Genomic DNA, 15,171 nt, shown 5'->3' on the forward strand with positions numbered 1-15,171 from the left:
CCTGGGCCTCGCGGGCGCGCCCGGTGGCACGGGCGCGCGGGGGAAGGTCAGCGGCAGTCGGCTGTTCCGTGGGTCAGCCGACGTTCTTGAGGACGGCCCGGTAGCCGGTCTTGGCGCCGAGGAGGCTCTGCGCCTTGTAGGCGGGCTTGCCGAAGGACTTCACCTGCGGAACGGCGGCCCAGGAGGTGCTGGCGCCGAGGCCCTTCACGCTGACCCGGCCGGGCTTGATGGCGATGGCCGCGTTGACGTTGGTGACCTTGGCGGAGGCCTTGGTCCGCTTCGGGCCGTTGCCGGCCGTCGGGTAGCTGACGGTCAGGGTCTCGCTGGTGACCGGGATGCGGAAGATCTCCTGGGTCACCGTGAAGCTGACGGTGGTCGTGCGGTTCTTGTCCTTGGCGACGGAGGAGGACGCCTTGGTGACGAAGCGGACTTCCTTGTTGTACGGGTCGGTGATGCTGACCGGCCTGCCGACGGGCGCGGCCACCTTGCCGAGCAGCGCCTTGTAGATCTTGCGGTCCTGGAGGTCCTTCACGAAGATGGCCTGCTGGCCCTTGCTGAGACCCAGGAACCGCTTCAGCGTCTGCTGCGCCGCCGGCGTCTTCTGCGCCTTCAGGTACTTGGTGTAACCGGCGACGGTCAGCTTGACCGCGGGCTTCGCCGGCGCCTGCTCGGCGGCCTGGGCCGCGGGCGCGAGAACGGCGAGACCGGCGACCGTGGCGACGGCGGCGGTGGTCAGTCGGCCGGTGGTGGACGTAAGCATGTGTGGGCTCCCCGTGACGTGTGCGTTCAGCTGCGTCAACGACCCTACGAAGCCGGCCGGCTGTCGGAAATTGTCTCTCCAGCCACCACCCCGAAGGACAGTGCCCGAAAGGCCAACCTCTTGAAAGTGCACCGCCCGCCCGCCCCACCCACGCCTGCTGAGCGCCGCGTCAACGCGGCGCCCGCCCGGGATGGCGGCCCTCGCCCGGGATGGCGGCCCTCGCTCGGGATGGCGGCCCTCGCTCGGGATGGCGGCCTCGCTCGGGATGGCGGCCTCGCTCGGGACGGCGGCCTCGCTCGGGACGGCGGCCCCGCCCGGGACGGCGGCCCCGCCCGGCGGTCGCGGCCTCGTACGCGACCGCCGGGGCACACGCTCCCCTATGACGTGAGGGTCCTGGCCACCAGCCCCGCCGCCCTGGCCACCAGCGGGTTGTCCGTGGGGCCTGCGGGGTCGTGCTTCGTCGACAGGACCGACAGGACGAGGGGCGGACGGTCGGGGGGCCAGACGACGCCGACGTCGTTGGCGACTCCGTAGGGCGCCCCGCCGCCGGTCTTGTCCGCGAGCGTCCAGTCGGCGGGGAGACCCGCCCGGAAGCGCTGGACGTTGGTCGTGTTGGCGATCAGCCAGTCGGTCAGCAGTTCCCGGTCGTCGTCCGGCAGGGCCCGGCCGAGGAGGAGTCGCGCGTAGGTCTCGCCGATCGCCCGAGGAGTCGTGGTGTCGGTCCTCCGCCACGGCTCCGCCGAGTTCAGCTCGGGCTCCCAGCGGTCGAGGCGGGTCGTCCGGTCGCCGAGCGAGCGGCAGAAGCGGGTGATCGCGGTCGGTCCGCCCAGCTCGCGCAGCAGCAGGTTCGCCGCCCCGTTGTCGCTGTGCGAGACGGTGGCGGCGCACAGCTCCCCGACGGTCAGGCCGGCGGCGACGTTCTCGGCCGTGTTCGTGACGGGGCTGTAGCCCGCCGCCGTGACGTACTCCTTCGTGTAGTGGATCCGCCGGGCGAGGTACTCACCGTCGTGGTCGCGGTCCCGTAAAACCGCCCCCGCGGCGAGCGTCTTGAACACCGAGCAGATGGGGAACCGCTCGTCCGCGCGGTACGCCACCGTGCGCCCCGTGGCCGTGTCATGGGCGAAGATCCCCAGCCGCGCGGCGTACTCCCGCTCCAGCTCACCCAGTTGCCGGGAGAGCTCCGCGTCACCGGGAGCCGAGGCGTGCGCCGTACCGGTGCCGAGAGTGCCGAGAGCGCCGAGAGCACCCAGGCCGCTCAGGCCGCCGAGGCCGCCGAGGCCGAGCACCGTACGACGGCGGGGGCGTGATCCCGTGGTTTCCAAGGTTTTCTCCGTACGTGGTCGTGATCTCTGTCCGACTCCGGAGACGCAACCGTCGCAGGACCGGTTTCCCTTCACAGCAGTGTCGGCTCACAGCAGTGTCGGCGCGTGGAACTCCCCGAGGCCCGTGCCGAGGTCGCGGTCCAGCCAGTAGCGGCGGGGCTCCGCGAGCATGACGTCCACGCCGGTGGTGAGGAGCCCGGGGATCTCGGCCAGCTCGTGGTCGACGAAGGCCGCCAGGGCGGAGCGGTCGCCGACCAGGCCGGTGGCGAGGACGGACATGTCGCTGGCCACGTGGGCGACGAGACGGGTCTGGGGGAGCCGGTCGATGCGGCGCATGACGTCGGGGGTCTCGCCGGGGGCGACCCGCAGCCGGAGGATGAACGGCGTCCGGAAGCCCAGCCACTCCGACACGATCTCCAGGCGGGGCTGGACCCAGCGTTCGTCCAGGACCCGGCGGACGACGCGGTGCGCGGTGGAGGTGGCCAGCCCCGACGCCCGTCCGATGCTCGCGGAGGACGCCCGGCCGTCCTGGATCAGCTGGGCGACGACGGTGCGTTCGGCCTCGCTGAGCGGCTTGGCGGGGGGCGTCGCGGTCGCGGTGCCCTCCGCCCGGCCCCCCGTGAGCTTCAGCAGCTCGGCCCGTTCGGCGTCGGTCAGGAACTGCGGGTCCCAGGTGATGCCCCGGCGCAGGGTGCTGAGCGCGGGCAGCGCGTTGACGCGGCGCACGCCGGGGACGGAGAACATCCGGTCGATCGCCTCGCTGGTGGCCGCCTCCGAGGGGGCGTGCACGACGGCGTAGAGCGGGTAGTCGCCGGAGATCTGCGCCAGGAGCTGGAGGTGGGGCAGGTTCCGGAGGCGGTCCAGGACGGCCAGCGGGGTCTCGCCGGTGATGTCCAGGAAGACGTGCACGGGCATCGCCGTGGAGTGCATGCCCCAGTCGGCCTGCCCGATGACACGGACCATCCGGGCCTCGTGCAACCGGTCGTAACGGCGTTTGAGGGTGCCGGCGTCGGCGGACAGGATCCCGCCGATGTCGTCCCAGGTCGCCCTGGGCGCCAGGTGCAGGGCCCCGATGAGGCGCCGGTCGAGCTCGTCGAGGAGAGGGCGGGTCATGCTGCCCCACCTTAGATCCACCCCACCTCGAATCCACCCCGCCCCGGTGTGCCGATTAATCCCGCTGTTACGTCGAGAGGCTAGGAAATCTCCCACGATCCTGCCATCGTGTGCGGGAACATCCCTCTCCAGTGTGCGAAGAGGTACCGATGAGCACCACCTCCGCCCAGCCACAGCCGCCCGACCTGCCCGACCCGACCGACCCGGCCGCGCCGACCGGTTCGCCCGCTCCGGCCGACCCGCCTGATGCGCCAGGCCTGACCGATGCGCCCGCCCTGACCGACCCGCCCGACCCGCCCGGTTCGCCCGCCCCGGCCGACCCGCCTGTTGCGCCCGCCCCGGCCGATGCGCCCGCCCCGGCCGATGCGGCCGAGCCCCGGTCGAAGGCCCTGCGCGCCGCGTTCCGGGGTTTCGCGGCGATAGAGACCGTCGGCAACAAACTCCCCCACCCGTTCTGGCTGTTCTGGATCCTCGCGGGCGTCGTCGCCGTCCTCAGCGCCGTGCTGGCGGCGGCCGGGGTCAGTGCCGTGCACCCCGGGACGGGCGAGAAGATCGAGGTGCTGAACCTGCTCAGCAGGGACGGCGTCACGATGGCCGTCGAGGGGGCGGTCGAGAACTACGCGGCCTTCCCGCCCCTGGCCACCATCCTCACCGTGATGTTCGGCATCGCCGTCGCCGAGCGCAGCGGCCTCTTCTCGGCGCTCCTGCGCCGCATGGTGGCGCGCGTCCCCGGCAGGTATCTGACCTTCGCGCTGTCTATGACGGCCATGGTCAGCCATGTCGCCGGCGACGCCGCCTACGTCACCCTCATCCCGCTCGGCGCCCTCGTCTACCGCGCGGCGGGCCGCAGTCCCGTGCTCGGCTGCATCGTCGCGTACGTCTCCATCTCGGCCGGCTACGACGCCTCGCCGTCCCTCACCACCACCGACGTCCTGCTGTCGTCGATCTCGACCGCCGCCGCCCGCACCATCGACGCCGACCACGTCGTCAGCCCGGTCGCCAACTACTTCTTCGGGCTCGCCTCGTCGGTCCTCGTGGCCCTGGTGATCACCCTCGTCGTCGACAAGGTCCTCGCCCGTCGCCCCGACCTGGAGCCCGACGAGCCCGTCGCCGGGCTGAGCGCCGACGAGCTGAAGGCGATCGAGGTCACCCCGCGCCAGCGCCGCGCCCTGCGGGTGACCGGGCTGGTCGCGCTCGGCTATGCCGCCGTCCTGGCCGCCGCCATGATCCCCGCGTCCTCACCGCTGCGCGGCGCGCACGGCGGCATCGTCGACTCCCCGCTCATCAGCGGGATGGCCCTCGTCCTCGGCGTCTTCTTCGCCGTCCTCGGCACCGTCTACGGCCGGACGACCGGGACCTTCGCCGCCGCCCGTGACATCGTCGCCGCGATGGCCGACGGCACCCGGTCGATGGCGCCGATCCTCGTCCTGTTCTTCGCCATCTCCCAGTTCCTCGCCTACTTCAAGTGGACGAACATCGGCAACGTCCTCGCCGTCTCCGGCGCGGAGACGCTGCGCGACCTCAGGCTCGACGGCTGGACCGTGCTGGTCGGCATCGCCGTACTGATCACGCTGATGAACCTCCTCATCACCAGCGGTTCCGCGCTCTGGGCCCTGGCGGCACCCGTGTTCATCCCCATGCTGATGCTCATCGGCATCGAGCCCGAGGCCACCCAGGCCGTCTACCGCGTCGCCGACTCCGTCACCAACTGCGTCACCCCGATGAGCCCGTACTTCGTGATGGCGCTGGGCTTCGTCCAGCAGTACCGGAAGTCCGCCGGCATCGGCACGCTCGCCTCCTTCACGATCCCGATCGCCGCCGTCGTCTGGGTCGTCTGGATCGCGTTCTTCGTGGCCTGGTACCTGCTGGGCCTCCCCTTCGGCATCGGCTGACCCGCACCCCCCCCCACGAACACGAGTGAGAAAGCAGACCATGACCGCATCGCACGCCGCCCGCGCCGCCGCCCTGACCGCCCGCGCCGAGGAGGTCGCGGACCGGATCGTCGCCGACATCCTGACCCTCGTCCGCCACGAGACCGGCAGCTACGACCTGTCCGCCCTCGCGTCCGGCCTCGACCTCCTGCGCGAGACGACGGTCGCCCGCCTCGGGCCGCCGGACCACGAACACCGCCACCCCGGCGGCGCGTACGGGGACACGCTCACCCTCACGTACACGGGCACCGGCGACGGCGCCGGGCACGTCGCCCTGGTGGGCCACTACGACACGGTGTGGCCGACGGGCACGCTGGCCGGCTGGGGGCAGCCGGAGACGACGGACGAGGACGGGCGGCCGCGGCTCGGCGGGCCGGGCATCTTCGACATGAAGACCGGTCTGGCGCAAGGGATCTGGGCCCTGAAGCTGGCCAGGGAGAGCGGCGCCCCGGTCCCCACGGTCACCTTCCTCTTCAACGGCGACGAGGAGATCGGCTCCCTCGCCTCCCGCCCGGTGATCGAGGAGACCGCCAAGAAGGTCGACGTCACCCTGGTTCTGGAGCCCACGGCGCACGGCGCGGTGAAGACCGCCCGCAAGGGCACCGGGATCTTCGAGGTCACGGCCACCGGCGTCGAGTCGCACGCCGGGCTCGCGCCGCAGGACGGGGCGAGCGCGATCCTGGCGCTGTCCGAGTTCGTGATCGCCGCCGCGGCCGTCGCCGCCCCCGAGCGGGGTACGACGATCAACACCGGCGTCGTCAGCGGTGGTTCGGCGGTCAACGTGGTCGCCGGCTCGGCCACCGCAGGTATCGACATCCGGGTCGGCAGCGAGGCCGAACAGGCCCGCGTGGACGCCGAGTTCGCGGCGATCCAGGTCAGCGACCCCCGCGTACGCATCGAGGTCGACCACGCCTGGAACCGCCCCCCGATGACCCTCAACGCCGCCTCCGCGCCCCTCCTCGACCTCGCCCGCGAGGTCGCCCGCGACCAGGGCCGCGGAGAGCTGCCCACCGCCGCCGTCGGCGGCGCCAGCGACGCCAACTTCGTCGCCGCCCTCGGCCTCCCCGTCCTCTGCGGCATGGGCGCCGTGGGAGACGGCGCGCACGCCCAGGGCGAGTACATCCACCCGGACACCGTCCCCGCCCAGACGGCCCTGGTCGCGGGCCTGCTGGTCCGCCTGACCCGGCCGCCGCGCGGCTGACGGGCGCCTGACGGGCGGCCGGACACGGGGCGGGACGGGCTCAGGACAGAACACGGCCTGTGCCTGTGCCTACGCCTGTGCCTACGCCTGCGCCTTCGTCGTCGCCCGCGTCAGGTCTCCCAGACGCTCAGCCCGCCCTCGCTGTCCAGCAGGGCGGCCAGCTTTCCGTCCCGGGACAGGGCGAAGTCGTTGTAGTAGCCGGACTGTTGGAGCTGGGTCCCGGCCGGGCCGGTGGTCGGGCAGGCGAGCCGGCCGCGCCTGAGCCAGAGCAGGGTGCCCGTGTCCGTGCACACCAGACGCATCTGCGTCGCGCCCAGCCCTTCGAGGCTCTGCCGTTTACCCAAGGGGCTGCGGTGGACCTCCCGGTCGTCGGCCACGCTCCACACGACCACCTCCTCGAAGGTGATGCACCCGACGTGGCTGCCGGACGGCGAGACCGCGAGCCAGCACCCGGGATCGGGCAGCAGGGCCTGGAACAGGCGACTTCTGAGGTACGGCAGGCTGTTCTCGGTCTCCTTCAGGAGAATCGTGCCGCCTCGCCGGTGGATCTGGACACTTCTGGAGGTGGCCAGGGCGATCACCGAGCCGTCGGTGCTGATGGCACTGGCCGCGAGACCGGACGGGCAGGAGACCGACGCGATGGGCGCCCCGTCCTCGAAGCCGCGCACCGTCAGCTGTTTCCTGTCGTGCGTGGCCAGGACGTCCCCGCCGCTGGTGATCAGGAAGTGGTCGGCGGGGAGCCGGACTGGCTCCACCCGTTCCGCACCGCCCTCTTGGGGGAAGCGCAGGATGTCCAGTGCTCCCGGGCGTGCCACGACGACGCTGTGGGTCAGGGACGAGGCCAGAGCCTGGTGTCCGAGCCGGAGAGCGGGCGACGTCCCTCCGGCGCCGGGCAACTCGGTACCCGAGACGGTCCATCGCTTGACGGCGCCTTGGCCGTCCACGACGACGACGGTGTGGTCCGGCCCGAACCCGACGACTGCCCTGGTGTCCTGTACCCCGGTCGACGCCGTCCACAAGTGCGTACGCGGGGTCTGATTCGGGACGAATGTGATGGGGGGAGCCGCCCGCGGGGCCGCGAACACGGGATCGGCGAAGGAGTCCCTCCCCGGTTGCCGGGACGTGGCGTCCGGCCCGGTGCTCGCGGCGGTGCGCTTCAGCAACTCCCCGCCGGCATGGGCCGCCAGCCGAGCGAACCAGGCACGGCCCGACTCCGGGATGGAGCTGTACGACGTGAAAAGCAGGGCCCGTGCCTGGAGGCAGAGCAGGAACTGCGTCTCCCACTGGTCGCCCCAGCGACGCGCTCGCATGATCCGCAACGCCGTGTCCCGGACGGCGGTCACCCGTTGCACCGCCCTCGGAACGATGTCCGCGCGGTGTGTGGCGGACGGGTCCACGAGGAACCGGAGGAGTGCATGACGCTGCTCCGGTGGCAGCGAAGCCCGCACATAGGGCACGAGAGAGGCCAGCAGCAGGGTGGCGATGTCCATGCCGAGCGCTGACGAGTCCGAGAAGGTGCAGACGTCGATGAGGCGGTACTGGTCCGGCTGAGGTACGCCCTCCCAGTCCGGCACCAGGATGTTGTCCAGGTGCGGGTCGCCGTGGTTGCGCCCGGGAAGGATCCGCACGGTGGGATCCGGCAGCTCCGGGTGGCCGCCGGACACCATCAAGTAGGGGTTGGGCAGGGGCAGTCCGTCGCTGTAGATCCGCGGTGGCGAGTTGTCGAGGAGCCCAAGCTCCCCGCCCCAGGACTGGATCGTCCCGCCACTGGTCCAGGCGCCGTCGAGGTCCGCGCGCAGGAAGTCCGAGACGCGCACCGGTCGCGGGACCGTGCCGTGCGCCCGCTCCAGGGCCGGGCCGTTCCACTCCGTCAGCAGACCGCGGACGACCTCGGCGAGCACCTGGTTCAGCGCCTCGTCGCCCAGCGCGCTCGCCGGGCGGCTGCCGCGCAGACTGTGACCGGCGGGCTCCTGGAACATCACGGTCCGGCCGTCGGGCAGGGGGCGTGGATCGTCCGGCTGTCCGACCAGATGCCGCCGGGAGAAGTCGGGCACGGCGGCCCACGCCCTGCGCAGGGCGGCCGGCTCACGGGCGGACGGCCCCTTCGGCAGCACCTTGACGACGACCACCCGGGCCGGGGGCGCGACCTCCACCGCGAGCAGCACCGCGCCGGTGTACCCCTTGCCCGGCACGCTCCACAGCGGGCGCGGCAGCGACAGTTCCCCGGCCCCCGCTTCCCGCGCCCAGACGGTGAGTTCGGCCAGTACGTCCGGCCCGCACTCCCGCTTGACGAAGGTCGCGTCTTCCTCCGGGACACGCACCACAGGGAACTCCTCAGGGAACTCCTCGACGGGACAAGGGGCATGCGGATACCGCACTGGAAACCACCGACAGAGCACACCGTGCGTCGGGCCAGTGACACAGGGTGGCACGGCCACCACGCATACATCCAGGAAATCTGCCTGCTTCACCCGCAAGTCCGTCGTCGGGCCCGTCACATGACGAGGGCGGGGTTCCCGGAACCCCGCCCGCAGCTCATGGAGTGTCAGCTCACGGCCAGACCAGACAGTACGGCTGGTGGCCCGCCTCGTGCAGACGGTGGCTGAAATCCTGCCATTCGTGGAGGAGTTGGTAGACGTTGAAGGCGTCGCGGGGGCCGCCGCGGTCCGGGACCGTCGACCAGATGAAGGCGGCCGCGCCGACCGCTTCCTCGCCGATGCCTCTGAGGGGGTCGACGACGGTCATCGGGAGCTTGACGACGGCGTAGTCGGGGTGGAGGACGACCAGTTCGAGCGGGGGCACCTTGTGGAGGGGGACGCCTTCGATGCCGGTCAGCACCATCGCGGCCATCGTCTCCGGCTTGATCTTGGTGAACATGCCGTTCATGCCGAGCTCGTCGCCGCCGAGTTCCTCGGGACGCATCGAGATCGGGACACGGGCCGCGGTCGCGCCGTCGGGCGCGCCGAAGTATTTGTACGTCACCCCCACCCGACCACCATTCCCGCTCCCCGCCCGGAGCCGGTTGACCACGTGGTCCAGGCCGTCCACACGGTCCGCACTCTCGATGCGGTCCGTACGGTCCTTGCGCTCCGCGCGGCTCCTGCGCTCCGCGCGCGTCCTGCGATCCACCAGGTCGGGCCGGTCCATCCGGTCCGTCTGATCCATTCCGTCCACACGATTGACACGATCCACATGATCGGCACGATCCATACGGTCCATACCGTCCATACGGCTGCGCCGCCCGATCCGCTCAGGGCCGCCGCTCTGGATCCGGTCGGAACCATGGGACTGGACCCGGTCGGAACCGCTCTGGAGACGGTCGGCACCGGTCTCGGTCCGGCCGTCACCCGCTTCCGTACGGTCGGTGCGCTCAGCGCGGTCGGCATCGCCCCGCGCACCGTGTGAGTCGTGTGTGCCGTGTGCACCCTGCGGACCGTACACGCCCGGCTGACCCTGCGGGGTGTGCGGGGGCTGTGACCCCGGCGACCCCAGGGCCGGAGGTACGGGCGGAGCCGGTGGCACGGGTGGCGTCGGCGGTCCCGGCGGCGGCGCCGGCAGGGAACCCTGCGGCCCCGGCGACGCTCCCTGCGGGCCGGGCCCGGCCGATCCGCTCAGCTCGCCCGGTGTGCCGCGCTCCGAGGACCCGGTGCGGTCGGTCGACCCGCTCCGCTCCTGCCGGGTCTCCGCGGCCTCTTCCGCCTCGCGTCGGTGCCTGCCCCGCCGGGCACGACGAGGACCGAGGTCACCGGTCCCCTCGCCCAGTCCGCCACCGCGATGCATATCTCCACCCGAACGCATTTCTGGGCCACGTGACCCCCGCCGCGAAACCCGATCATCGTGTCAGTGACCTCCCCCGCGACCGCCCGCCGAAACGTGCGCGCAAACACCAGTCGGCAGGATCTTCGGAGCCTCTGACACCATGGCCTGTGTGAGCTATCCGTACGAAGCCCCAGTTTCGCAGACTCTTTTCGAGCGCGCGGCGGCCGTCACGCCCGGCGGCGTGAACTCTCCCGTGCGCGCCTTCCGCGCCGTGGGCGGTACGCCCCGGTTCATGGTGTCCGGTACCGGTCCTTATCTGACCGACGCCGATGGTCGCGAGTATGTCGATCTCGTGTGTTCGTGGGGTCCGATGATCCTCGGGCACTCCCGTCCCGAGGTCATCGCCGCCGTCCAGGACGCCGTCTCGCGGGGTACGTCCTTCGGTACGCCCGGTGAGGGCGAGGTCGCGCTCGCCGAGGAGATGGTGGACCGGGTCGGGCCGCTGGAGCAGGTGCGGCTCGTGTCCAGCGGGACCGAGGCCACCATGTCCGCGATCCGGCTCGCCCGCGGGTTCACCGGCCGCGCCAAGGTGGTGAAGTTCGCCGGGTGTTACCACGGTCACGTCGACTCGCTGCTCGCCGCGGCCGGGTCCGGGGTCGCCACCTTCGCCCTGCCCGACACCCCGGGCGTCACCGGCGCCCAGGCCGGCGACACCATCGTGCTGCCCTACAACGACCTCGACGCCGTACGGGCCGCCTTCGCCGCGCACCCCGGCGAGATCGCCTGTGTCATCACCGAGGCCTCCCCGGGCAACATGGGCGTCGTGCCGCCGCTGCCGGGCTTCAACCAGGGCCTCAAGGACGTGTGCGCCGAGAACGGGGCCCTCTTCGTCTCCGACGAGGTCATGACCGGGTTCCGGACCAGCCGGGCCGGGTGGTTCGGGATCGACGGGGTCGTCCCGGATCTCATGACCTTCGGCAAGGTGATGGGCGGTGGCTTCCCCGCCGCCGCCTTCGGCGGGCGTGCCGACGTGATGGCGTACCTCGCGCCCGCCGGGCCCGTCTACCAGGCCGGCACGCTGTCCGGGAACCCGGTCGCGACCGCCGCCGGGCTCGCGCAGCTGCGGCTGCTGGACGACGCGGCGTACGACGTCGTCAATGCCGTGTCCCGCCAGGTCCAGGGCCTCGTCACCGACGCGCTCACCAAGGAAGGCGTCGCGCACACGCTGCAGAACGCCTCCAACATGTTCTCCGTGTTCTTCACGGACACGCCCGTGCGGAACTACGAGGAGGCCAAGGCGCAGGAGTCGTACCGCTTCAACGCCTTCTTCCACTCGATGCTGTCGCAGGGCGTCTATTTGCCGCCGTCGTCGTTCGAGTCGTGGTTCGTGTCGACCGCGCACGACGAGCGGGCGGTTCAGCGGATCGCCGACGCCCTTCCGGCGGCGGCGCGGGCAGCAGCGGAGGCTTCGGCAGCATGAGTGACATCACGGTCGTCCACCTGATGCGGCACGGCGAGGTCGCCAACCCGGACGGGATTCTGTACGGGCGTCTCGGCGGGTACCACCTCTCCGACCTCGGGCGCCGCATGGCCGACCGGGTCGCCGAACACCTGGCTCCCCGGGACGTCACGCACGTCGTCGCCTCCCCGCTGGAGCGGGCGCAGGAGACGGCGACGCCGATCGCCAAGGCGCACGGGCTCGACCTCGCCACCGACGCGCGGCTCATCGAGGCCGACAACGTCTTCCAGGGCAAGACCTTCGGTGTCGGCGACGGCGCGCTGAAGCGGCCGGAGAACTGGAAGCACCTGGTCAACCCCTTCAAGCCGTCGTGGGGTGAGCCGTACGTCGACCAGGTCGTCCGGATGATGGGGGCGCTCGACGCGGCGAAGGACGCGGCACGCGGGCACGAGGCCGTGCTCGTCTCCCATCAGCTGCCGATCTGGATCGTGCGGTCGTACGTCGAGAAGCGCCGCCTCTGGCACGATCCGCGCCGGCGGCAGTGCACGCTCGCGTCCCTGACCACGTTCACGTACCAGGGCGACAAGATCGTGTCCGTCGGCTACAGCGAGCCCGCGCGGGATCTCGTGCCGCCCCATCTCCTGGCCGGGGCCAAGCCGGTGAAGGGGAAGGACAAGGCTTTCGGGGCGTAGGGCGTAGGGCGTAGGGCGTAGGGCGTAGGGCGGCGGGGGAGCCGCGGGGCCGTCGTGGCTGGTCGCGCGATTCCCCGCGCCTCTGAGGAAATCTGAATTTCCCCGGAGATCAAAAGGAACCACCGCCTCCTCTCATCCCTCTCAAACGGTGTGCTTCACGTGAACTGGTGCGTGAACTGGCCAAGGGGGATGTAATGCGCGAAATATCGCGAAGGGGGATGCTCGGGCTCGGTGCGGCCGTGGGGGCGGCCGCGGGGCTGGGGCTGACCGGGTGCGGTACGGGCCTCGGGGGCGAGCCGGGCGGCGCCGGTGGGTCCGGCGGTGGCGGCAAGGGCCCGGGGAAGAAGAAGCCGGGGAAGACGGCGAAGCCGCTGGGCGACGGGTCGACGACGTACACGGGGAAGCAGCCGAACCAGCCGGGGAAGCCGCAGCCGTTGGCGCCGGGCGAGACGCCGCCGCAGTTCGTGGTGTTCTCCTGGGACGGGGCCGGGGATGTCGGGAACGGCCTGTTCGAGCGGTTCCTGAAAGCCGGGCGGGACCACGACGCCCATATGACGTTCTTCCTCTCCGGGATCTATCTCCTCCCGGAGTCGAAGAAGCGCACGTACCTGCCGCCGAACAACGCGCCGGGCGCCTCCGACATCGGTTATCTGACGGACGAGCACATCAAGTCGACGCTGGGGCACCTGCGCACGGCCTGGCTCGACGGCCACGAGATAGGCACCCACTTCAACGGCCATTTCTGCGGCGGCACCGGCTCGGTCGGGAACTGGACGCCCAAGCAGTGGCGCAGTGAGATCGACCAGGCGAAGGCGTTCGTCAAGGAGTGGAAGACCAACAGCGGCTGGACCGACGTCGAACCGCTGCCCTTCGACTACGACAAGGAGCTGGTCGGCGGCCGGACGCCGTGTCTGATGGGGCAGGAGAACCTGCTGCCCACCGCGCGCGAGCTGGGCTGGCGCTACGACTCCTCCTCGCCCGGCGGCCTCCAGGTCTGGCCGGACAAGAAGCAGGGCCTGTGGGACCTGCCGTTGCAGTCCGTACCGTTCCCGGGCCGCGGCTTCGAGGTCCTGTCGATGGACTACAACATCATGTACAACCAGTCGCAGAACTCCACCCAGGCCCCGCCCGCCAACTACCCGGCCTACCGCACGCAGGCGACCGGCGCGTACGTCGCCGGGTTCCAGCGCGCGTACGAGACGAACCGGGCGCCGCTGTTCATAGGCAACCACTTCGAGGAGTGGAACGGCGGGGTCTACATGGACGCCGTCGAGGAGGCCCTCAAGCACATCGCGCGGGCCAAGGAGAAGGCGAAGGACGGGGAGATACGGATCGTCTCCTTCCGGCAGTTCGTGGACTGGATGGACGTCCAGACACCGGACGTGCTGGCCAAGCTCCGGACGCTCGGGGTCGGGCAGCGGCCGACGGGTGGGTGGAAGGAGTTCCTCGGGGCCGGATCGGCCGCCTGACCTCGCCCAACGACGGCGGCTGACCCCGCCGTAAGCCCTCGAAACGGGCATGCGAAACTTTTCACATGAGTGTCCGTACGAGCCGCAGTCGTGCCGCTTTGCTCTCGGCCGGGGCCGCCGCCCTGGCGCTGACGCTGTCCGCCTGCGCGGGCGGAGGTATCGAGGGCGGCGGCGGTGGGACCGGGTTCATCACCGGCTCCGACGGGATCGCCACGGTGAAGAAGGGGGACCGGGACACCGCGCCCGACCTCTCCGGCAAGACCATCGACGGCGACGAGCTCGACCTCTCGTCCTACAAGGGCAAGGTCATCGTCCTGAACGTGTGGGGCTCCTGGTGCGCGCCGTGCCGTGCGGAGGCGCCCAACCTGGCGAAGGTCTCCGCGGACCTCGCCGACGAGGGCGTGCAGTTCGTCGGCATCAACACGCGGGACACCAGCACCCGGCCCGCGGTCGCCTTCGAGGAGCAGTACAAGGTCGACTACCCGAGCCTGTACGACCCCACCGGCAAGCTGCTGCTGCGCTTCGAGAAGGGCTCGCTCAACCCGCAGCTGATCCCCTCCACGCTGGTCATCGACCGGGACGGGAAACTCGCGGCGCGCACCCAGCAGGCGCTGAGCGAGGAGAAGCTGCGCAGGATGCTCAAGCCGATCCTCGCGGAGAAGTGACGTGCCGGGAACGCCCGTGCCGGCCACGGCCACCGCGCTGACCACGACCGCCGCCGACGTCACGTCGACGCTCACCGGCGGGGCCCTGCTGCTCGCCCTGCCGGTCGCCGTCCTCGGCGGGCTCGTCTCCTTCTTCTCGCCCTGCGTCCTGCCGCTCGTGCCCGGCTATCTGTCGTACGTCACCGGAGTCGGCGGCACCGACCTGGCCGACGCCCGCAAGGGGCGGATGGCGGCCGGGGCCGGGCTGTTCGTGCTCGGGTTCACGGCGGTGTTCGTCTCCAGCGGCGCGCTCTTCGGGTACTTCGGCCGGACCCTGCTGGAGCACCAGGACGTGCTCACCAAGGTGCTCGGCGTGCTCATGATCGTCATGGGTCTCTTCTTCATGGGGCTGATGCCCTGGCTGACCCAGCGGGAGTACCGCTTCCACACCAGGCCGACCACCGGTCTCGTGGGCGCCCCGCTGCTCGGCGCGCTGTTCGGCATCGGCTGGGTGCCCTGCATCGGCCCGACCCTCGCCACGGTCAACATCCTCGCCCTCGACCAGGCCAGCGCCGGCCGCGGGGCCCTGCTGATGGTGGCGTACTGTCTGGGGCTGGGCCTGCCCTTCGTGCTCGCCGCGGTGGCCTTCCGCAAGGCGCTCGGCGCCTTCGCCTGGGTCAAGCGGCACTACGTGTGGGTGCTGCGCGTCGGCGGCGGCATGATGATCACGATCGGACTGCTCATGCTGACCGGGGCCTGGGACCGCATCATTCAGGAGATGCAGGTCTGGACCGCCGGCTTCACCCCTGGGATCTGAGCCA

At 71.3% G+C, this 15,171-nt stretch carries 13 protein-coding genes; 8 read left to right on the top strand and 5 right to left on the bottom strand.

Features of this window, described 5'->3' with window-relative positions; all coding sequences use genetic code 11:
• Positions 1–73 precede the first annotated feature (73 nt).
• The 3 genes from OG272_RS29095 to OG272_RS29105 all read right to left on the bottom strand — a co-directional run bounded on the left by OG272_RS29095 (position 74) and on the right by OG272_RS29105 (position 3,195).
• Entirely contained in the window at positions 74–760 is a 687-nt protein-coding gene (locus OG272_RS29095) for a hypothetical protein (RefSeq protein WP_405895209.1), read from the bottom strand.
• 377 nt (positions 761–1,137) lie between these two features.
• Positions 1,138–2,082, bottom strand: coding sequence for a class A beta-lactamase (bla, locus tag OG272_RS29100; protein ID WP_328223817.1), 945 nt, complete (start codon positions 2,080–2,082; stop codon positions 1,138–1,140).
• 87 nt (positions 2,083–2,169) lie between these two features.
• Positions 2,170–3,195, bottom strand: coding sequence for an Lrp/AsnC family transcriptional regulator (locus OG272_RS29105; RefSeq protein WP_327728285.1), 1,026 nt, complete (start codon positions 3,193–3,195; stop codon positions 2,170–2,172).
• Positions 3,196–3,344: 149 nt separating this feature from the next.
• Here OG272_RS29105 and OG272_RS29110 point away from each other — a divergent pair, with 149 nt between their 5' ends.
• Positions 3,345–5,087, top strand: coding sequence for an AbgT family transporter (locus OG272_RS29110; protein WP_405895211.1), 1,743 nt, complete (start codon positions 3,345–3,347; stop codon positions 5,085–5,087).
• Between the two features lie 40 nt (positions 5,088–5,127).
• Positions 5,128–6,327 (top strand): M20 family metallopeptidase, encoded by a 1,200-nt coding sequence (locus OG272_RS29115; protein WP_327728283.1) that lies wholly within the window; start codon positions 5,128–5,130, stop codon positions 6,325–6,327.
• A 110-nt stretch (positions 6,328–6,437) separates the two neighbouring features.
• Here the strand turns inward: OG272_RS29115 and OG272_RS29120 are convergent, their stop codons facing one another.
• Positions 6,438–8,651: a hypothetical protein gene (locus OG272_RS29120; RefSeq protein WP_405895213.1), complete on the bottom strand. Its 2,214-nt coding sequence runs from the start codon at positions 8,649–8,651 to the stop codon at positions 6,438–6,440.
• 226 nt (positions 8,652–8,877) lie between these two features.
• Positions 8,878–9,315, bottom strand: a complete 438-nt coding sequence (locus OG272_RS29125; protein ID WP_003974483.1) for a hypothetical protein — start codon at positions 9,313–9,315, stop codon at positions 8,878–8,880.
• A 294-nt stretch (positions 9,316–9,609) separates the two neighbouring features.
• Between OG272_RS29125 and OG272_RS29130 the strand changes: the two genes are divergently transcribed.
• The 6 genes from OG272_RS29130 to OG272_RS29155 all read left to right on the top strand — a co-directional run bounded on the left by OG272_RS29130 (position 9,610) and on the right by OG272_RS29155 (position 15,167).
• Positions 9,610–9,732, top strand: coding sequence for a hypothetical protein (locus OG272_RS29130; protein WP_327728281.1), 123 nt, complete (start codon positions 9,610–9,612; stop codon positions 9,730–9,732).
• 514 nt (positions 9,733–10,246) lie between these two features.
• Entirely contained in the window at positions 10,247–11,566 is a 1,320-nt protein-coding gene (hemL, locus tag OG272_RS29135; RefSeq protein WP_327728280.1) for a glutamate-1-semialdehyde 2,1-aminomutase, read from the top strand.
• Positions 11,563–12,237, top strand: coding sequence for a histidine phosphatase family protein (locus OG272_RS29140; RefSeq protein WP_326579153.1), 675 nt, complete (start codon positions 11,563–11,565; stop codon positions 12,235–12,237). Before hemL ends, OG272_RS29140 begins: the two co-directional genes overlap by 4 nt.
• A 194-nt stretch (positions 12,238–12,431) precedes the next feature.
• On the top strand, positions 12,432–13,706 hold the full coding sequence (locus tag OG272_RS29145; RefSeq protein WP_326579151.1) for a hypothetical protein: 1,275 nt from the start codon (positions 12,432–12,434) through the stop codon (positions 13,704–13,706).
• A gap of 65 nt (positions 13,707–13,771) precedes the next feature.
• On the top strand, positions 13,772–14,371 hold the full coding sequence (locus OG272_RS29150; RefSeq protein WP_327728278.1) for a TlpA disulfide reductase family protein: 600 nt from the start codon (positions 13,772–13,774) through the stop codon (positions 14,369–14,371).
• A 1-nt stretch (position 14,372) separates the two neighbouring features.
• A complete protein-coding gene (locus OG272_RS29155) occupies positions 14,373–15,167 on the top strand; it encodes a cytochrome c biogenesis CcdA family protein (protein WP_405895214.1) in 795 nt (264 codons plus the stop codon).
• Positions 15,168–15,171 lie beyond the last annotated feature (4 nt).

It is taken from the genome of Streptomyces sp. NBC_00104, from assembly GCF_045160825.1.
Lineage (GTDB): Bacteria > Actinomycetota > Actinomycetes > Streptomycetales > Streptomycetaceae > Streptomyces.